16 protein-coding genes, 1 tRNA gene and 1 other RNA gene are annotated in these 19,067 nt (G+C 49.5%); 12 read left to right on the top strand and 6 right to left on the bottom strand.

Going from position 1 to position 19,067, the window contains the following annotated elements; all coding sequences use genetic code 11:
• Positions 1-113 precede the first annotated feature (113 nt).
• The 4 genes from JIE71_RS03670 (at position 114) to JIE71_RS03685 (ending at position 5,753) form a co-directional block, all read left to right on the top strand.
• Positions 114-1,160 (top strand): cell division protein ZipA C-terminal FtsZ-binding domain-containing protein, encoded by a 1,047-nt coding sequence (locus JIE71_RS03670; RefSeq protein ID WP_199507380.1) that lies wholly within the window; start codon positions 114-116, stop codon positions 1,158-1,160.
• Between the two features lie 120 nt (positions 1,161-1,280).
• On the top strand, positions 1,281-3,329 hold the full coding sequence (gene ligA, locus JIE71_RS03675) for an NAD-dependent DNA ligase LigA (RefSeq protein WP_416232004.1): 2,049 nt from the start codon (positions 1,281-1,283) through the stop codon (positions 3,327-3,329).
• Between the two features lie 3 nt (positions 3,330-3,332).
• Complete coding sequence (locus tag JIE71_RS03680; protein ID WP_199507381.1) at positions 3,333-4,940, top strand: hypothetical protein; 1,608 nt, start codon at positions 3,333-3,335, stop codon at positions 4,938-4,940.
• A 48-nt stretch (positions 4,941-4,988) separates the two neighbouring features.
• Positions 4,989-5,753, top strand: coding sequence for a sulfite exporter TauE/SafE family protein (locus tag JIE71_RS03685; protein WP_199507382.1), 765 nt, complete (start codon positions 4,989-4,991; stop codon positions 5,751-5,753).
• Positions 5,754-5,818: 65 nt separating this feature from the next.
• Here JIE71_RS03685 and JIE71_RS03690 read toward each other — a convergent pair whose 3' ends face one another.
• From JIE71_RS03690 to JIE71_RS03705, 4 genes are all read right to left on the bottom strand, one after another.
• Positions 5,819-6,397: a hypothetical protein gene (locus JIE71_RS03690; protein ID WP_228284525.1), complete on the bottom strand. Its 579-nt coding sequence runs from the start codon at positions 6,395-6,397 to the stop codon at positions 5,819-5,821.
• Between the two features lie 42 nt (positions 6,398-6,439).
• A complete protein-coding gene (locus tag JIE71_RS03695) occupies positions 6,440-6,844 on the bottom strand; it encodes a hypothetical protein (RefSeq protein WP_199507383.1) in 405 nt (134 codons plus the stop codon).
• A gap of 107 nt (positions 6,845-6,951) precedes the next feature.
• A complete protein-coding gene (locus tag JIE71_RS03700) occupies positions 6,952-9,429 on the bottom strand; it encodes a YgiQ family radical SAM protein (RefSeq protein WP_199507384.1) in 2,478 nt (825 codons plus the stop codon).
• 206 nt (positions 9,430-9,635) lie between these two features.
• Positions 9,636-10,103, bottom strand: a complete 468-nt coding sequence (locus tag JIE71_RS03705; RefSeq protein ID WP_199507385.1) for an Lrp/AsnC family transcriptional regulator — start codon at positions 10,101-10,103, stop codon at positions 9,636-9,638.
• Between the two features lie 371 nt (positions 10,104-10,474).
• Between JIE71_RS03705 and rarD the strand changes: the two genes are divergently transcribed.
• Positions 10,475-11,464: an EamA family transporter RarD gene (rarD, locus tag JIE71_RS03710; RefSeq protein WP_228284526.1), complete on the top strand. Its 990-nt coding sequence runs from the start codon at positions 10,475-10,477 to the stop codon at positions 11,462-11,464.
• Between the two features lie 92 nt (positions 11,465-11,556).
• Here rarD and JIE71_RS03715 read toward each other — a convergent pair whose 3' ends face one another.
• Together JIE71_RS03715 and smpB are read right to left on the bottom strand one after the other, a co-directional pair.
• Positions 11,557-12,276: a hypothetical protein gene (locus JIE71_RS03715; RefSeq protein WP_199507387.1), complete on the bottom strand. Its 720-nt coding sequence runs from the start codon at positions 12,274-12,276 to the stop codon at positions 11,557-11,559.
• 184 nt (positions 12,277-12,460) lie between these two features.
• Entirely contained in the window at positions 12,461-12,937 is a 477-nt protein-coding gene (smpB, locus tag JIE71_RS03720; RefSeq protein ID WP_199507388.1) for an SsrA-binding protein SmpB, read from the bottom strand.
• A gap of 216 nt (positions 12,938-13,153) precedes the next feature.
• On the opposite strand from smpB, the gene coaD reads away from it, so the two are divergent.
• From coaD to lepA, 7 genes are all read left to right on the top strand, one after another.
• Positions 13,154-13,651: a pantetheine-phosphate adenylyltransferase gene (gene coaD, locus JIE71_RS03725; RefSeq protein ID WP_199507389.1), complete on the top strand. Its 498-nt coding sequence runs from the start codon at positions 13,154-13,156 to the stop codon at positions 13,649-13,651.
• Positions 13,652-13,673: 22 nt separating this feature from the next.
• Complete coding sequence (locus JIE71_RS03730; protein WP_199507390.1) at positions 13,674-13,922, top strand: YfhL family 4Fe-4S dicluster ferredoxin; 249 nt, start codon at positions 13,674-13,676, stop codon at positions 13,920-13,922.
• A gap of 141 nt (positions 13,923-14,063) precedes the next feature.
• Positions 14,064-15,377 carry an adenosylmethionine--8-amino-7-oxononanoate transaminase gene (bioA, locus tag JIE71_RS03735; protein WP_199507391.1) on the top strand — a complete coding sequence of 438 codons (1,314 nt, stop codon included), beginning with the start codon at positions 14,064-14,066 and terminating at the stop codon, positions 15,375-15,377.
• Between the two features lie 163 nt (positions 15,378-15,540).
• Entirely contained in the window at positions 15,541-16,275 is a 735-nt protein-coding gene (bioD, locus tag JIE71_RS03740; RefSeq protein WP_199507392.1) for a dethiobiotin synthase, read from the top strand.
• Positions 16,276-16,325: 50 nt separating this feature from the next.
• An RNA gene (gene rnpB / locus JIE71_RS03745) (RNase P RNA component class A) lies at positions 16,326-16,693 on the top strand.
• Positions 16,694-16,845: 152 nt separating this feature from the next.
• Positions 16,846-16,922: transfer RNA gene (locus JIE71_RS03750), tRNA-Met, on the top strand.
• Between the two features lie 314 nt (positions 16,923-17,236).
• Complete coding sequence (lepA, locus tag JIE71_RS03755) at positions 17,237-19,036, top strand: translation elongation factor 4 (RefSeq protein ID WP_199507393.1); 1,800 nt, start codon at positions 17,237-17,239, stop codon at positions 19,034-19,036.
• Positions 19,037-19,067 lie beyond the last annotated feature (31 nt).

Raw genomic sequence — 19,067 nt, forward strand, 5'->3', positions numbered from 1 at the left:
GTAGGGCGTAGCGTGCTAGACTGTTTCCGTTTATACCGTCTTTGCGGGTCGGTTATTTTTAGGTATTTTTTGTTTTTTCTTTCCTTTATCTATTGCATCAGGATGTGTTTCTCATGACTGCTATTCAGTTTATATTGATTGTCATTGCCGCATTAATCGTTTTGGCAGGGCTGCTTATGGTCATGCGAAGCCTCAAACAGCGTCAGGACGTTGACCAACCTGTCATCAACTATGACAAAAATGGCATTCCTATCATTCCGCGCCACGAGCGCAAGTTGCCCGAAACGCTGGATGCAGATGAAGACGACGCGCCAGAAGCCGACAGCCAAACGGCACAAACGCCGTCTGCTGAAGTCGCGAGCAGTCGCGTCAAAGAACACACCAGCAAACAGCCAAAAACCTATAAGCCCAAAAATGTCGTGACCGATGACAATGCGTTTGCTGGCGATAATGACAGTGACGCTGCCACAACCCCTGCGAGTGGCAGCAGCGCCGACACCCAGCAGCTAGACGCGATGCTGGCAGCTAGTGCGCCAAGCGATGACGACTACGCACCGCGCATCATTGAGGATGATGAAGACGATGCGTTCTCAAGCCTTGTCTCGGCGACCGACCACATCATGCCGCCGATTGAAACCGCGGACGAGCCTGACTTTACCGAAAACAGCCCGATACTGGATCGCCATTTGATTGAGTCGGCAGACGACGCACAAAACGCGCCGCTAATCTATGCCGAAGACAACCTGAACATCACCATCATGCCGCACCAGTACCGCGACCGCCCAGCGAACATCGTGCGCGGACGTGACCTCTTGGCATTGGTGGACAAATACGGCTTGCGTTTTGGTGCAATGAACATGTTCCACCGCTACGAAAACAAAGACGGCACAGGCATCTTGTGGTTTAGTATGATGGGCGTGACCGACCAAGGCATTGCGCCGTTTGACCCGCACAATGTCGCCACCAGCACCTATAATGGCGTAGTGTTGTTCTTATCCTTGCCTCATCCGCAAGCGGTCATGGGCTTTGATGGTATGATGAGCATCGCTTATATGATGGCGAGCGACTTAAACGCTGAAGTACTGGATGAAAACAACGACCCCATCACCTCAGAATACAAGCAAGTCTTGCGCAACCAAATCCGCGAATACGGTATCTAAGCCAAACCTACATCCCGCGCTTATCACGTCAACATCTGTCGTGATAAGCGCACGCCCCAGCCAAAACTGTCCGCAAAATTTGTTATGATATCGGCATCTTTTATTAGCCAGATGCCGACTATGACGACTACAAAACCAACAACTACTGCCACTGACAATACCGACATCCAAGCGCACATGCGCCAGCTGATTGACGCGCTCAAAAAAAACAACTATGCCTACTATGTCCTTGATGCCCCAACGCTCGAAGACAGCGAATATGACCAACTGCGCCGCCAGCTGATTGAACTAGAAGACGCCTATCCCGACCTGATACAGCCAGACAGCCCGATCAACAGCGTGGGCGACCAGCCGTTATCCGCCTTTACTCAAGTCACCCATGATGTGCCCATGCTCTCACTCGGCAATGTGTTTGAGATGGACGACTTGCGCGACTTTATGCGCCGCATCAATGACCGCTTAAGCGCCGCCCAGCAAAACCCTGAATATGAAATGGAGCTAAAGCTGGACGGTTTGGCAGTATCGCTCAAATACCAAAACGGCAAACTCATGCAAGCGGTGACGCGCGGCGATGGGCAGACGGGCGAGGACATCACCCAAAACGCCAAAACCATCCGCAACCTACCGCAGTGGCTGCCCGAAGCCTCAGACATTGACCTGTTAGAAGTACGCGGCGAAGTGTTGATGCCCAAAGCAGGATTTGAGCGCCTAAACCGTATCGCCAGTGAAAAGGGCGACAAAGTCTTTGCCAATCCGCGTAACGCCGCCGCAGGCAGCTTGCGCCAGCTCGACCCCAGCATTGCCGCCAGTCGTCCGTTGGCGTTTTATGCCTATTCGGTCAATCAAGGTTTACCCGAGAGCATCGATACGCAATCTGAAGTACTTTATTGGCTTAGTCGTTTAGGATTCGCGGCTAGTATATTAAAAATAGTCAATGGTCTGCATGAGGCACAAAATTATTATGAGTCAATAATTCACGAACGCGCCAACTTGCCCTACGAAATTGACGGCATGGTTATCAAGGTTAATAGCCTTGCGCTCCAGCAGCAGCTTGGCTTTTTATCGCGTGAGCCGCGTTGGGCGACCGCCTACAAATTCCCCGCTGAGACCGTCATGACGCGTCTGCAAGCGATTGAATGGCAGGTCGGGCGCACAGGGCAGATTACCCCTGTGGGTAAGCTGGAGCCTGTCAAAGTCGGCGGCGTCACCGTCAGCAATGTCACCTTGCACAACTTTGGCGAGATTCAGCGTCTTGACGTGCGCGCAGGCGACATGGTCAGCGTGCACCGTGCAGGCGATGTGATACCCAAAGTCACGCGCGTTTGGACAGACCAGCGCCCCGCAGACAGCGAGCCTGTCACCTTGCCCAGCGCGTGCCCTGTCTGTCATTCGCCCGTCATCTTGCCCGAGGGCGAAGCCTTAGCCCGCTGCACAGGCGGACTGTATTGCCCCGCGCAGCAGCAAGAGGCGCTCATTCACTTCGTCTCGCGCCGCGCCATGGACATTGATGGCTTGGGCGAGCGCTGGCTGATCAGCTTTTTTGAGCACGGACTGATTAAGACCGTCGCCGATATCTATCAGCTGCACAAGCACACCGATGACTTGATTAACTTTGAAAAGCTGGGTGAAAAGTCAGTCAACAACATCCTTGCCGCTATTGAAGCGAGCAAACACACCACCCTTGCGCGCTTTATCTACGCGCTCGGCATTCGCGGCGTGGGCGAGAGCACCGCGCAAAACCTCGCGCAGCAATTTGGCGAGCTTGCCCCCTTGATGCAGGCAGACATCGAGGCGCTACTACAGACCCCCGACGTGGGCGCGATTACCGCCGAGCTGGTGCATGAGTTTTTCCGCGCCCCGCACAATATCGAGGTGATCGGCGCGCTACAGGCAGCGGGTGTGCATTGGGACGCGGTCGAGGCGGTCTCGGCAGCAGGCTTGCCGCTCGATGGGCAGACGTGGGTCATCACAGGCACACTGCACGCCATGCCGCGGGACGAAGCCAAAGCCAAACTGCAAGCGATGGGCGCAAAAGTCTCAGGCAGCATCTCCGCCAAAACCAGCGCGCTGCTGGCAGGCGAAAAAGCAGGCTCAAAACTCACCAAAGCCGAAAAGTTGGGCGTAAAAGTGGTGAGTGAAGATGAGTTTTTGGGAATGGTTGGGGAGTAGGTTATGGAAGATAATTTATTTGATGGTTTGGATGAAGCAACGCGTAAAGAACTTGAGAAGTTACTGCAAGTAACGCGTGAAAAGGATGGAAATAAAGCCTATGCAAATGCTCAAATCGATATATTCAGATATATATTGGAACCATATGAGTTTGGTCATGATAAACTTGATAATGGTATATTTTATTTACGTAATGTGAAAGAAGCAGATGGAAACAATTATTACTTAGCAATATCTTTTATAGCCTTAACACAGAGTATTCTTAAAAAAAATTATGATGAAAATTGCCTGTTGTTTATAAGGGTTTTAGAAGAAGGTAAATGGTCATTTGATGTTTTTTTCAATAATGCTTTTAAAATTGCTAAAGAGTGTCTTGAAAATGGAGATTGTAGAAATTCTAAGAAGTTGTTTAGTTTGATTGGGGGTTCATATTCATATCAAGCGACTTGCTATGAAAGAGTATGTGAATTAACAATTAAGATGGAGACTAAAAGAATAGGAGAGTTGAGCGAATCTCTGATAAGGAAGGTAGAGGAAATCATAGATATTTTAAGACTAGATTTTCTTCCTTTATCAGAAGACGAGCAAGCTCCTGAAAGAAAATTAGCACATTATACAGGTACGTACACCACGAACAAGTTACTTTTTAAAGAAGAAAATAAAGACAAAGCAAGCGCTTTCCGTCTAAATACTATTAATAATGTTAATGACCCTAGCGAAGGTAAATTACTCAAAAATTATCTTGAAGATGTGAAAGAAAGCTCTTTCTACAAACCTGATTTTGATGAAAAATTACATGCGTTTATTAGCTGTTTCACTTTCAACCATGACAGTTTAAATCAGTTTAGGCTGTATGGAAAAGAAGATAACAAAGAAGCCTCTGGCGTAAGTTTGGTATTTAATAAGGAGTTCTTTAAAGAGACTGATAGCCAGTCTAGTATGACTAATATATCTATTGATAGAACGATAAAAAATGTAAATGATGATTCAGATGAAGAAAAAGGTGATAGTTCAACTAAGAGAATAGAAAAACAATCAGTGATGAGATGTGTGTATATTGATCCTACTTCTGACTATATCCATTTAGCTCAAAGAAATCGCCTGACATTTTTCCGTGAGTTTGGTCGTGAAAATTTGGAAGGAAGTAGTACTGCTAAAGCTGAAGCTGAGTGGAATGAGTATAAAAAATATATAACAGAGAAAACAGAGGAGTTTAAAAAAGCATTTAAAGAGCTAAAAGAGATTTATCGTGCTGCTATAGCAAGCAAGAAATCCTTAAAAAATGTAAGTGAAGAGGATATAAATGAGATAGACAGCTTGCTAGACATGATAATTCTACCTCTAAAATATCTCATCAAGCATTCAGCATTTCAAGAAGAGCAGGAATGCCGTATGGTGTATATCACATCATTGAAAGACGAAAGAGTACAAATGGATTTCGGCAAGTTTCTATACGTAGAGTACGAGCCAGAGGTAAAAGCAAATTTGGACAAAATTTATATCGCACCAGCCGCAACACAATATCAGACTTACTTAGCAAAACTGCTGTGCGATACTGATGTCAAAATCGAACTCTCAAATAACCCTTTCCGCTTACCTACGAGCCACTAAAATTAACACTTAAAACTTTTTCTTTCTTGCTAATACGGGGGTGTCACGATGTTTGAGATGATACAAGCCATTCCTGTTTGGCATCTGGTCGGGCTGTTTGTGGCAGGGGTGATTGCGTTTGTTGTCTCGACCATTTCAGGAGGTGGCGGCGCATTGCTATTGATTCCTGTTACCTCGGCGCTGATTGGTACGTCCGCCGCGCCGCCTGTGATTAACTTGGGGACTTTTATTAGCCGTCCCTCACGCCTTTATCTGTTTTGGCACGATATCGACTGGTCACTGATCAAGTATTACGTCCCCAGCGCGATTATTGGCGCGTGGCTAGCGGCATTGTTATTTAGCCGACTTGAGGGCGGCTGGATTCAGCTGTTGGTGGGTGTGTTTTTGATATCCACGGTCTTTCAGTATCGCTTTGGCAAAGTAGACAAGTCGTTTGCTATGCCAAAACTGGGCTTTGTGTCTTTAGGTTTTATCACCGCATTTATCAGTACGCTGGTCGGTGGTTTGGGTCCTGTGCTCAACCCTTTTTATATGAATGCCGGACTCAAAAAAGAAGACCTCGTCGCCACTAAGACCGCCAATTCTTTTTTTGTGGGGCTTGCGCAGATTGGCAGTTATGCTTTTTTTGGCGTGCTTAGCCTTCAGCTTTGGATTTATGGCTTGGCGCTTGGGCTGGGTGCGGTGGTGGGCAATATCATTGGTAAGCGCTTTTTGGCAGGTATGAGCGTCAAACAGTTTCGAGTGCTGCTCATTATCTTGATGGTCGTCAGTGGCGTGGTGATGGTTGCGCAAAATGTGACGGTCTTATTTTAGCGTAAGCCCTTCTTTATACCGCGTTGCCTTTGGCGTATAGCGGGACGACAGCGCAACGCGATAAGTTACGACCCCGCGTGCGCTGCACTCATCTCATCAGTGGCGGACGTGTCTTTCACCCCATCAGGGACAATCTCAATCGGCAGCACCAAGCCTTTGCCAAAGTCGCCCGCAATCACATAGTCATACGTGGCGGCGGGGACGGCGTCGGTGGTGTGGACGACCAGTTTTAAGTCATTACCGTCAATGATTTCGTGCGACACATAGTTGGTGCCCAGCTGGTCGAGCAGTTTGGACAGCGCTTCATTGCTCGCCATGCTGACGGTTAGGTTGTATTGTGCGGTGGCGGTATCTACCCCAAAGTAGTCCATATAGGCGCGCACAGGTTGGCTGTCGGGCGCAAAGGAGTAGTCGTAGTCACTAGGCGCGACTTTGGTAACGCCTGTGTCCAGCTCTGTCCAGTCGATAGCGCCTTGTGCACTGCTTTGTGCGTCGTCCGCGCTGTTTGCGTTTTGCGTATCCGCTGCCTCAGTTGCTGTGTCTGTACTCGCATTGTCCGCGCCACTCGTTTCATTATTGGGCGTGCAAGCAATGAGAAGCAGCGCGCTAAGCGCCGTGATACTGGCAAGGTGAGGCAGACGCATGGGGCACGATTTCCTTATTAGAGGTGTTGGCAAGCGGGCAGTTTATATGCGCTCACAGGTGATGTGGTAGCTCTTACCATTGTTCCATTTCATAGCGAGGAGGCCTGCACCTGGCTTCATGTGCCAAGCGTAGATAATGTTGTCTTGCGCATCATTGATATAGCTTGCGGTGTCGCCTTGGACGCTGCCATTCATGATGATACGCTGATCCTTCCAGCCAATGTTTGGCACGGTTGCGGTGATCATGACTTGTTGTTTATTAATTGATTGCTTGGCAGTAATCACGGCATCATCGGTGCACTGATAGCGCGGTGATGCCATGCGGTCATAGGCAGCACTTGGCGTTTGACTTGCGCCGTCACTGACAGGGGCTTTTGGTAATGTGGTCGCACAGGCGCTCAACAAAGCGATGGCAGGAATAAGGGCTAGTGATTTTGATAGGGTCATGAGGTGCTCCAATCAGTATATATCGTCAAAAAACAGAGCCTTAGTGTAGCAGACCAATCGCCGCGTGCGTATAGAAAGTGCGCACGCGGCAGGTAGCTGCGGGCGCGCTATTTTTGTTTGCGTGGCGGCAATCCTGTGTGCTGGGTTTGGAAGTTGCCCTTTTGTACGCGTTTACGCGCAGGCGGCTTGCCTGAAGCTTTTTGCTTGTTGGTTTGGCTGCCATTACCGTCTTGCTTGCCGCGGCGTTTCACCGAGTCGTTACCCAGACGGCTGTTCTTTTTACGCGCCGATTGATAGCTGTCTTGCCCTGCGTCACGACCCTCAAGGCTTGCGTTAAACGGCGGAATAAGACAAGCGCGGCTCTTGCCAATCAAGTCACTGCGCCCCATGGCTTTTAGCGCATCACGCAGTAGCGCCCAGTTTTTGGGGTCGTGATAACGTAGGAACGCCTTGTGCAATTTACGTTGTTTGCCCGATTTGACGATGGTCACATCGCCTTGCTCGCGGTTGATTTTGTGCAGCGGGTCTTTGTGCGTGTGATACATAGTGGTCGCGGTTGCCATCGGACTTGGGTAAAACGCCTGTACCTGGTCCGCGCGGAAGCCATTGCGTTTGAGCCACAGCGCAAGGTTCATCATGTCTTCATCGGTGGTGCCAGGGTGCGCGGCGATAAAGTAAGGGATGAGGTACTGCTCTTTGCCCGCCTCGGCACTAAAGCGCTCAAACATGGCTTTAAACTCGTCATAACTGCCCATGCCAGGTTTCATCATTTTTGACAATACGTTGTCTTCGGAGTGTTCAGGCGCGATTTTTAGATAGCCGCCGACGTGGTGCGTGACCAGCTCTTTGACGTATTCAGGGTCTTTAACCGCCAAGTCATAGCGCAGACCTGAGGCGATAAGGATTTTTTTTACGCCCTTGATGTCCCGCGCTTTGCGGTACAGCTGGGTTAGGTTGCTGTGGTCGGTGAGTAGGTTTTCGCACACCGTTGGGTACACGCACGAGGGCTTACGGCAGTTTTTCTCAATGCTTTCATCTTTACAGCTTAGGCGGTACATATTCGCTGTTGGACCACCAAGGTCAGAGATGACGCCCGTAAAGTTCGGCGCGGTATCGCGGATGGCTTCGACTTCGCGCAAGATAGATTCTTCTGAGCGGTTTTGAATAATGCGCCCTTCGTGCTCAGTGATGGAGCAAAAGGTACAGCCGCCAAAACAGCCGCGCATGATATTGACCGAAAATTTAATCATATCAAAGGCAGGGATACGCGCATTGCCATAGCTTGGGTGCGGCAGGCGAGCGTATGGCAAATCAAAGATATAATCCATCTCTTCGGTCGAGAGCGGCACAGGTGGCGGGTTCAGCCAGACATCAATCGCGGTCTGCGCGTTGCCGCCCATGCTGTGACGCTGCACGAGCGCGCGGGCGTTACCGGGGTTGGTTTCCATATGTAGGATACGGCTGGCGTGCGCGTAGAGGACTGGGTCAGATTTGACGTGCTCATAATCGGGCAGGCGAATCACCGTCTGCTCGCGTGGCGGCAGCTTTAGTTTGTGCTTGCGTGCGGTTTTTGGCTTGTTAAACGCACTATCTAATGTGTTATCAAAGCCGCGCAGCTGCACCACTTGGGTATCGGTATCGACTTGCTCGGCGTTGATGATTTTATTGGCGACAGGCTCAGCGACGAAGCCTTGATACTGCGAGGCCATTGATGACGGCATGGCTTGACCGACAGGTGAGTCGCTCGGCTTTTCTTGTTCAATCTTGCAGCTGTCGACGTCTTCGGTCATGACATATGGGTTGATAATCGGGTCGACGCGCCCGACGGTATCAACGTCATTACTGGCGATTTCGGTCATGTCTGCTTGCCAGTGACGGCGTGAAGGCGTCAGTAAGTAGGCTGCACCGCGCAGTTTGCTCATTTGCTCAAAGCTATAGCCCTTTGACAGTCCATGCACCACATCGACGATGGCGCGTTCGGCATTGCCATACAATAAGACATCGGCGCGCGAATCCAACAGCACACTGCGGCGCACCTTGTCCGACCAGTAGTCGTAATGCGCGATACGGCGCAAGCTGCCCTCGATACCGCCTAGAATAATCGGCACATCGGGGTAGGCTTCGCGGCAGCGCTGGCTGTAGACGATGGCAGCGCGGTCAGGGCGCTTGTTCGCCACATTACCAGGCGAGTAGGCGTCGTCGCTGCGGATTTTGCGGTCGGCGGTATAGCGGTTAATCATGCTGTCCATGTTGCCCGCCGTCACGCCATACGCGTATACAGGCTTGCCCAGTTCCATAAACGCGTCTTTGCTCGTCCAATCAGGCTGCGCGATGATGCCCACGCGAAAGCCCTGCGCCTCAAGCAAACGCCCGATAATCGCCATGCCAAAGCTTGGATGGTCGACATAGGCATCACCCGTCACGATAATCACATCGCACGCGTCCCAGCCGAGCGCGTCCATCTCCGCACGGCTCATCGGCAGATAGGGCGCAGGCTCGTAGCAGCTTGCCCAATGTTTGTCGTAGTCATAAAGTGGCTTGGTGCCTTGTTTAAAGGCGGTGCGGGCGATGGTATCGGCAGACATGGGCGACCCTTTGGCTGATTGGCTGAAGTGGCGTAAAACGATGACGGCGCACCGTTTAAAAAAACGGCTCATCTTATCATGAATCACGCTCAGGTTGTGTAAAACTGCCCAAATAACTGCGAAATTATCAACGGATAAGTTATTGATAGTCTAAGAAAAAATGTCGATAAATAGCGCGCTGCTTTACTGTTAATCCAGCACGGCTTTTAATCCAGCGCAATCTTGGTTCCACTTTTGGTAAAGTTCATCACAAACTGACTTTTAAAGTGGCGCACGTTGTTTTCATCGGTCAGCACGCTGCGGGTAAAGCGGTGATAGTCGCTCATATTTTTGGCATTGACCACCAATAAAAAATCCACATCGCCTGAAATTTCATAGCAGCTCATCACCTCAGGCTGGCGCGTCATCAAGCGTTCAAAACGCTGCTGCATCACGCGACTAGAGCGCTGCATCTCTATCATCACCACAGCGGTCAGACCATAGCCGACCTTGTTGGGATTGACGATAGCGACTTGTTTGGTAATCACGCCCGTGTCGGTCAGCGCTTGGATACGGCGTTGCGCGGTCGCGGTAGACACATGCACCGCCTCGGCGACGCGTTTTAGAGGCAAGGTCGCATCGTCTTGTAATAAGTTCAAAATGGCCTTGTCGATGGCGTCGAGCTCGTGCTGCATGGTTCCTCCTATCTTGCGTTATAAAAAATAATTGCCGTCAAATGCCAACAGAAAAACATCTCCTGATAAACACGCGAGATTAAACGATATTTTTCTTGCTTGCTGTGACTGCGTCTTTCGATGCTGCGAAAAACATCATTTAATCTTACTGCATTGATTTTAAAAAATAATGTCTATATTGTGCCCAAAATAACGTATAAATGAACAGAAATTTCATGAATTTTTTTAAAATGATAAAAAAGTTGTTAAATTAACGACAATTAGAAAAATATAACCATAAAAATGTAAAATTAGAGAAGCGTTATCACCGATAGTCGTTACACTGTGCCGCATATCAACTCTTATCACAATAATGACATATGGGGTCTGCGATGCTATCTACTTTGACTTCAAAATCAAGATTTCCAACTTTTGGCTTGGGCACTTATTGGCACAGCCGTTCAGCAAGCGAGCGCGTGATGATGTCAGGTATCGCGCTGCTGCTGTTTTCTAGCGTGCTGTTTGGCGTGCTGTATTTATACAGCAATTTTTTAGCGCCGTTATCAGGCACGCAGGTGTTTTTATGGCGTATCGTTGCAATGTGGACGGCGCTGGTTTTGGTACTCATGGTCAGTGGTCGTTTGGGCGAGCATGTGGCGATTGTGCGCGGTTTGCGTACATGGCGCGCTTGGGCTTTATTGCTGCTGCCCACGCCGATTTTTCTGAGTCAGTTTTGGCTGTTTATGTGGGCGCCTGTCAATGGTCAGAGTATCCAAACCGCGATGGGTTACTTTTTATTGCCATTGACGATGGTGCTTTCAGGCTGCGTGGTGTTTAAGGAGCGTTTAAGCCCGTTGCAGTGGCTCGCGGTTGGTTTAGCGGTTTTGGGCGTGAGCGCAGAGATTTGGCGCACGCACAGCGTGTCTTGGGCGACCTTGTGGGTGTGTAGCACTTATCCGATATATTTTGTCGTGCGCCGCGTGCAGGGCATCAGCGCAGTGACGGGGTTGCTGTTTGATTTGACTGTTGCCTTGCCATTTATCCTTGCGTATTTGTGGTGGATTGACAGCAGCAGTCTTGCGGTTGTTGGCGGCTCAGGGCTAACGATTCTGCTGCTTGCGGGGCTTGGTGTGATTAGTGTCTTGGCGATGAAGACCAACATTGATGCCAGCCAGCTGTTGCCTTTAAACATGTATGGCATGCTCAGTTATGTGGAGCCCGCGATTTTGTTTGTACTTGCGGTGACGGTGCTCGGCAATCCGCTAGAAACGGCAATGCTTTATAGCTATGGCTTGATTTGGCTTGGGATTGTGTGTTTGCTCGTGCACGGGGCGCGGCAGCTACGTCGTCCGCGCGATGCCAAAAAGGCATTGCCTGTTTAAACTTTAGTGATGTATATGAAAAGAGCCGTCCTCACGTAATAACGTGGGGACGGCTTTTTTTGTGTTTGTCACTTTTGGCTAACAAAGACGTCTTAATCTGCGGCTTTTTCAAGAATTTGTAGCGGCAGGGTGACCACATCAAAGGCCAACGCAAAAGGCAATAAAATTAGCTTGTCTGCGGCGTTCTTGCCGCGATTGTTGGTTGTTTTTTGGTAGTTATAAAACGATACGGAGTAAGGTTTGCTGAGCGGGCGGTAATTGGCACGGATGACGTTTAGGTTACTGACCGCAGGGTAGATGGCGCCGCGTACAGGCACATGAAAACAAAAACGCTGCGCATTAATACGGGTATCGCTGCTGCTGGTGCAGTCTTCGCCGCCATGTTGTAAAAAGTATTGATAATCGCGCTTATTAAACTCTTCTTTGAGCTTGGCATAAGAAAAACTCATCATGCCTGTAAAGTAGCCATCATTGTTGGGCACTTCAAATTCCATGGCGTTTTTGACCGTGATGTATCTGGGGTCAAGGTTGCTCAGCAGGTTAATCATTTCGTTACCGCCTTCGGTCAGCACATAGCTTTTCTTCTCACCGATGATGACCATCGATGCGTTGGGTGTGCGCGGAAGTGCTTCAGCAGGTTTACCAAAGGCGACGATTTGGTCGGTAGACAGCGTGACTTTTTCCGTTGAACTGTATGATGAGCCATCATTGAGCACGCTGCTGGTAGCACAGCCCGAGCTGGCAAGCATGGCTGCTATTGTGCCTGTAGCGAGTAGGGTCTTGTAGGTTGGGCGCTTGAAGAATTGAGACATAACGATTTCCATTCATAATCAAAGAGAGCAATAAAAGACAAACTTTCGTTGGTATATTAGCGGGTTTGTGTTCATTTGCGCCAGTGTTTTATTTCATGAAAAGTAAGGCAGACTTTTAACAAATAAAAAAGCCAAACGCATTACCGTTTGGCTTTTGGATAAGGCGGGTAGCACGAGTACCCGATTAATCCATATGCTGCTTAAAGCCGCGCTCTTTGTCACGTTCCCAGTCACGGTCTTTGGTGGTTTTGCGTTTGTCGTGCAGTTTTTTACCTTTGGCAAGCGCGATTTGGCATTTGACCAATGAGCGCTTCCAGTAGCATGACAGCGGCACGCAGGCATAGCCTTTTTGGTTGACCGCACCGTATAAGGTGTCAATCTCGCGGCGGTTAAGCAGCAGTTTGCGCGTGCGAATGTTATCAGGGCTGATGTGCGTCGAGCTTGAGAGTAGCGGCTGAATGTGCGAGCCGAACAAAAACGCCTCGCCATCACGCAAGATGATGTAGGCTTCGGTGATGCTCATTTTGCCTGCGCGGATGGCTTTGACTTCCCAGCCTTGCAAGGAAATACCCGCTTCAAAGGTCTCTTCAATAAAGTATTCGTGCCGCGCCTTTTTATTGGCGCAGATTTGATTGTCTGGTTTTTTGGCTTTTTTTGACATGGTGTCCTCATTATTGCTTATCCTTAGTTCACGCACACCCTTTATAAGCCAAGGGACAGACGTGAATAAGTCGAACCCGCATTGTAACAAAGCCTGCGCCCGTTGTGTATGACGATAAGGGGCACAAATGTAGCGCATGAGTATTAAAAGTGCCTAAAATTTGCTAGCATACACGGTACTATTTTGCATTCTCCAGCCACCGACCGATAGCCGCCTATGACCACACCGACCCCTCAGCACACCAAAGTTTTGTATCCTGGCACCTTTGACCCCATTACCAATGGTCATGTGGACTTGGTCACGCGCGCTGTCAAGCTGTTCGATGAGGTGGTGATTGCGGTCGCGCTTGGTCATCACAAAAAGCCATTGTTTGATTTTGAAGAACGTGTGGCACTGGTTGAGACCGTATTTGCGCACTTACCGCAAGTTTCCGTTGTCGGTTTTGATGGCTTGCTCGTTGATTTTATGCGCGAAAAAAATGCCACGGCGGTGCTGCGCGGTCTACGAGCGATGTCTGATTTTGAATATGAGTTTCAACTTGCCAACATGAATCGCGAGCTGGACGACAACTTTGAAGCAGTATTTTTGACGCCGTCGCAAAATTATTCGTTTATCTCCTCGACCATGATTCGCGAAATTGCCAAATTGGGCGGTGATGTGAATAAGTTTGTACCGCCGTGTGTGTCGCGTGCTTTTACCCAAAAGCTGGGTTAGCCTGTTATTCTAAGGAGCTGTCATGGCATTATTGATTACTGATGAATGCATCAACTGTGATGTCTGTGAGCCTGCGTGCCCCAACGAAGCCATTTCAGAAGGCGAAGACATTTATGTCATCAATCCTGATTTGTGCACCGAATGCGTCGGGCATTTTGATGAGCCGCAATGCGTGGTGATTTGTCCTGTCGATTGTATCCCCAAAGACCCCAACCACGTTGAGAGCGAAAGCGATTTATTGGCAAAATACAAGCGTTTGACGGGGCAGTAGGGCGTTTTTAAACGTTCTTTATTAAGTCGCTAAAAGAGCGAGTTGTTGATAATACCGTCGTCTGCTTTTCTTCTTTATCCTTTATAAAGCGTTGCCTGTTATTTGTCTGTAGCAAAAACAAGCGCGCCTGATATAAACCATATGTCTTTACTCCCCTCTGAGCACCCCAGCAATACCAGCGATTTTGACCAACAGCATTTATGGCATCCGTATGCCAGTTTGCCGCCGACGTATCCCAATTTGGTTATTGACCGCGCCGAAGGGGTGTATATTTTTACCCAAAATGGCACGCTCCTGATTGATGGTATGTCGTCGTGGTGGGCGAGCGTGCATGGCTATAATCATCCTGCCCTTAATGCTGCGATACGTGCCCAGCTCGATAAGATGGCGCATGTGATGTTTGGCGGACTCACGCATCAACCTGCGATTGATTTGGGCAAAAAGTTACTGGACATTGTTCCCGCTGGGCTTGAAGCGATTTTTTATGCTGACAGTGGCAGCATCGCTGTCGAGGTAGCGCTGAAAATGGCATTGCAATATCAAATTGCCGCGGGTTACGAGCACAAAAAACAATTTGCCTCCACGCGCTCAGGCTATTATGGCGATACGTGGCACGCGATGAGTGTGTGCGACCCTGTGACGGGCATGCACAGCTTATATGGTCGTCAGTTGCCGATGCAGCACTTTATTGACGCGCCACCGCTGGGGTTTTCGCGCCCTTTAAAGACGGCGGAGCGTGAGCAGGTCACGGCGTTTTTTGCCGCGCAAGGTAAGGAGTTGGCGGCGTTTATTATTGAGCCGATTATTCAGGGCGCTGGCGGGATGCGCTTTTATAGCCCTGAGTATTTACAGCTTGTGCGCCAACTGTGTGATGACTACGGCGTGCTCCTGATTGCTGATGAGATTGCCACAGGCTTTGGGCGTAGTGGCAAGCTGTTTGCCTGTGAGCATGCCGATATCTGTCCTGACATTATGACCATTGGCAAAGCGCTGACGGGCGGCTATATGAGCTTTGCTGCGACCCTATGCACGCGGCACGTGGCGGATACGATTGGTCAAAGCGACTATCCTGCGTTGATGCATGGTCCGACCTTTATGGGCAATCCCTTGGCGTGCGCGGTGGCGTGTGCGTCAGTGGACTTGATTGTCTCATACGACATTGAAGCCCGCACCGCCCACATGCAGCAGTTAATGACTGATATGCTTGCGCCTGCTCAAGACTTGGTAGGCGTAAAAGAAGTGCGCTGCTTGGGCGCGGTCGCCGTGATTGAATTGATAGACGCGGTTGATATGCCGACGTTTCAGACCTTGCTGCTTGAGGCGGGTATTTGGGTACGTCCCTTTGGACGGCTTGTGTACATCATGCCACCTTACATCATTAGTGACGATGAGCTGACAACGTTATGCACGGCGCTCTTGTCCGTGGTGCGTCGCTATTTGTCTGCTGCGGCATGACTTTCTATATAGACCTTTTTGACTATACAGACCTTTTTGATAACAAAGGTTTGATACCAAACGACAGACAGCGGCAGGTTTGACCGCGTTTGTACTGCCTTATTCTGACCACCACTTATTATCGTTACTCTTATTGCCCTATTAATTTGACCTAAGGAAGTTTATGCGCGTTTTATTCGTTTCAGGCATTGATACCGAAATCGGTAAAACCTACGTCACAGGGATGCTCGCGCGCGCCTTGCAAAATCAAGGCGTCAAGGTCATTACCCAAAAGCTTATACAGACAGGCGTGCCGCAACACGCCATCTCGGATGACATTATTATCCATCGCGAGCTGATGGGCATGCCGCTCCAGCTGTGCGATTTAAACCACACCACCTGTCCGTATCGCTATATCAAGCCTGCGTCACCACATTTGGCAGCCGCGCTCTCAGGACAAACGCCAGATTTGAAGGTGGTGACAGACGCGACCCGCGATTTGTTGTCTGAATTTGATATGGTGCTGCTCGAAGGGGCAGGTGGCTTGTTGGTGCCAGTGACCAATGAATTGCTGAGCTTAGATTACATCGCTGAGCAAGGCTACCCGATTGTACTGGTGACGACGGGACGGCTTGGCAGTATTAATCACACATTGCTCAGCCTTGAAGCCATCCGCCAGCGCGGTTTGACCGTGCATAGCGTGATTTATAATCACATTCACGATGACGATAAGCAAATTGCCAATAGCAGCATTCATTATATGCGTAACTATATCCGCAAACATTATCCTGAGACCTATTGGTTGGGTATGGCTATCAGGCCGCCCGTTCCCAACAGTTTGCAATCGGCTGATGCGATGTTGCCCGATTTGCCCACAGATTTTGTGGCGACGCTGACAGCCGACTGGGAGGACAAATAAGCCAAAAAAGACAGTTCACACAGCCGATACGGTTTGCTATACTAGCGCGCTTGGTAGACTAGGCAATCGCCGCTACCTGCTGGCAACATACAGGTGGGGGAGGAAAGTCCGGGCTACATAGGGCAGCGTGCCAGCTAACGGCTGGGCGGGGCAACCCGACGACCAGTGCAGCAGAGAGCAGACCGCCTATGATTGCCTTTTGGCATCATCGGTAAGGGTGAAAGGGTGCGGTAAGAGCGCACCGCGTGGCTGGTAACAGTTCACGGCAGGGTAAACTCCACGCGTAGCAAGACCAAATAGGCATCGGCATGGCGCGGCCCGCGTTCGATGCGGGTAGGTTGCTTGAGCGTATTGGCAACGATACGCCTAGATGAATGATTGTCCACGACAGAACCCGGCTTATCGGTTTACCAAGATTTTTTTTGCTGTTCAGTGGTTTTTAGGGCGTGACCCTATACTACAGATGACAGTTTTTTAAAAAAAGCCAAAAAAAGCGCAAAAAGGTTAAAAAAAGTATGGCTCGGGGGTTGACGATAGGTCACTGCTTGGGCATAATACTGAGCCTCAAATGGCGATGTAGCTCAGCTGGTTAGAGCGCACGACTCATAATCGTGAGGTCGAGAGTTCAAGTCTCTCCATCGCCACCATATACTGCACGTTACGTGCGAAAAGAACCAATCCGCTGTGATTGGTTTTTTTTTGCCTGTTTGTTTTTGCTTGGCGCGCGCCGCCGTTTGTCTTATCTATAGCATGTAGATACACAGCTAAAATAAAATCGCCTTACTTTATAGCCGAAAGCTGGTAGAATACGGTCACGTGTATATCACTGCCAGCGCACAACAGACGCACGGTCTTTGGCTGGCAGCCAAGTGCCAAACAGGCATTTTCTTCGTACGACACGACCCATATTTTATTATTTTCCACGATGATTTTTTAATCACCATGATTTCGTAGGCGCTTTGTGACTGCACTAGCTAATATTCGTAACTTTTCTATCATTGCTCATATTGACCACGGCAAGTCGACCTTGGCTGACCGTTTTATTCAGATGTGTGGTGCGCTGCAAGACCGCGAGATGCAAGCGCAGGTACTTGATTCGATGGATATCGAGCGCGAGCGTGGTATCACCATCAAGGCACAGTCGGTGACGCTGTATTACGACCACCCTAATGGTGAGCGCTATCAGCTTAACTTCATTGACACCCCAGGTCACGTGGATTTCTCTTATGAGGTCTCGCGCTCACTGGCTGCCTGTGAAGGCGCGCTTTTGGTCGTCGATGCGGCGCAAGGCGTCGAGGCACAGTCGGTGGCCAACTGCTATACCGCTGTTGACCAAGGTCTTGAAGTCATGGCGGTGCTTAACAAAATCGATTTGCCACAAGTTGAGCCTGAGCGTGTGATTCAAGAGATTGAAGACATCATCGGTATTGAAGCCGTTGACGCCCCACGTGTATCGGCCAAGTCAGGGTTGGGCGTCGATCATTTGCTCGAAGCGCTCGTCGACTATATCCCTGCGCCAGTAGGGGATCGTGATGCACCGTTACAGGCCTTGATTATCGACTCATGGTTTGACAACTATTTGGGTGTGGTCTCGCTGGTGCGCGTGCGTGAAGGTACGGTCAAGCAAGGCGACAAGATTTATATCAAATCCACCAAAGAGGCACATCCTGTTAGCGCTATCGGTGTGTTTACCCCAAAGCCGCTAGATACAGGCGTCCTTGAAGCAGGCGAAGTGGGCTTTATTATTGCGGGTATTAAAGACATTGCTGGCGCGCCAGTCGGTGATACCATCACCCATGCCAAGACCCCAGATGTTGAGCGTATTCCAGGCTTTAAACAAGTCACGCCGCAGGTGTATGCGGGCATGTTCCCTGTAGATTCAAGCGACTTTGAAAAGTTCCGTGAAGCCCTGCAAAAGCTACAAATCAACGATGCGGCGCTGTTCTTTGAGCCAGACACCTCAGATGCCCTAGGCTTCGGTTTCCGCTGTGGCTTCCTTGGTATGCTGCACATGGAGATTATCCAAGAGCGTCTAGAGCGCGAATATGACTTGGACTTAATCACCACCGCGCCATCGGTCATCTACGAGATTGAAAAGAAAAACGGCGATATCCTCTATATCGATAATCCATCAAAGTTGCCTGAGCCAAACAATATCCAAGAATTCCGTGAGCCGATTGCGCGCTGTCATATTCTGGTGCCTCAAGATTATTTGGGCAATGTCATGACACTGTGTATTGAGCGCCGCGGCGTTCAAGTGGACATGCGTTTTATGGGCAAACAAGTACAGCTGATTTTTGATATCCCGATGGGCGAGGTCGTCATGGATTTCTTTGACCGCTTGAAATCAGTATCACGCGGTTTTGCATCATTGGATTATAACTTTGAGCGCTATCAAGACGATAAGCTCGTCAAAGTAGACGTGCTGATTAATGGCGAAAAAGTCGATGCCTTAGCGATGATTTGTCACCAAGAGCAAGCGCGCTATCGTGGCAATCAGCTGGTTACTAAGATGAAAGAGCTGATTCCGCGTCAGATGTTTGATGTGGCGATTCAAGCGGCGATTGGCAGTCAAATCATTGGCCGCAGTACCGTTAAAGCCATGCGTAAAGACGTCTTGGCAAAATGTTATGGTGGTGACGTGTCACGTAAGAAAAAGCTACTGTCTAAGCAAAAAGAAGGTAAAAAGCGCATGAAGCAAGTGGGCAGCGTGGAGATTCCACAAGAGGCCTTCCTTGCGGTACTCAAGGTGGATAGCTGATTTTCTCATTTGCAAACAAGCCGCAGTGCGA

This window comes from Psychrobacter sp. bablab_jr014, from assembly GCF_016464015.1.
Lineage (GTDB): Bacteria > Pseudomonadota > Gammaproteobacteria > Pseudomonadales > Moraxellaceae > Psychrobacter.

Coding starts and splice junctions, on each gene's coding strand:
- JIE71_RS03690 (WP_228284525.1), bottom strand. CDS start 6,397: ATGCGTCTGCCTCACCTTGCCAGTATCACGGCGCTTAGCGCGCTGCTT.
- coaD (WP_199507389.1), top strand. CDS start 13,154: ATGACCACACCGACCCCTCAGCACACCAAAGTTTTGTATCCTGGCACC.
- smpB (WP_199507388.1), bottom strand. CDS start 12,937: ATGTCAAAAAAAGCCAAAAAACCAGACAATCAAATCTGCGCCAATAAA.
- JIE71_RS03715 (WP_199507387.1), bottom strand. CDS start 12,276: ATGTCTCAATTCTTCAAGCGCCCAACCTACAAGACCCTACTCGCTACA.
- JIE71_RS03670 (WP_199507380.1), top strand. CDS start 114: ATGACTGCTATTCAGTTTATATTGATTGTCATTGCCGCATTAATCGTT.
- JIE71_RS03695 (WP_199507383.1), bottom strand. CDS start 6,844: ATGACCCTATCAAAATCACTAGCCCTTATTCCTGCCATCGCTTTGTTG.
- JIE71_RS03730 (WP_199507390.1), top strand. CDS start 13,674: ATGGCATTATTGATTACTGATGAATGCATCAACTGTGATGTCTGTGAG.
- rarD (WP_228284526.1), top strand. CDS start 10,475: ATGCTATCTACTTTGACTTCAAAATCAAGATTTCCAACTTTTGGCTTG.
- bioD (WP_199507392.1), top strand. CDS start 15,541: ATGCGCGTTTTATTCGTTTCAGGCATTGATACCGAAATCGGTAAAACC.
- ligA (WP_416232004.1), top strand. CDS start 1,281: ATGACGACTACAAAACCAACAACTACTGCCACTGACAATACCGACATC.
- bioA (WP_199507391.1), top strand. CDS start 14,064: ATGTCTTTACTCCCCTCTGAGCACCCCAGCAATACCAGCGATTTTGAC.
- JIE71_RS03680 (WP_199507381.1), top strand. CDS start 3,333: ATGGAAGATAATTTATTTGATGGTTTGGATGAAGCAACGCGTAAAGAA.
- JIE71_RS03685 (WP_199507382.1), top strand. CDS start 4,989: ATGTTTGAGATGATACAAGCCATTCCTGTTTGGCATCTGGTCGGGCTG.
- JIE71_RS03700 (WP_199507384.1), bottom strand. CDS start 9,429: ATGTCTGCCGATACCATCGCCCGCACCGCCTTTAAACAAGGCACCAAG.
- JIE71_RS03705 (WP_199507385.1), bottom strand. CDS start 10,103: ATGCAGCACGAGCTCGACGCCATCGACAAGGCCATTTTGAACTTATTA.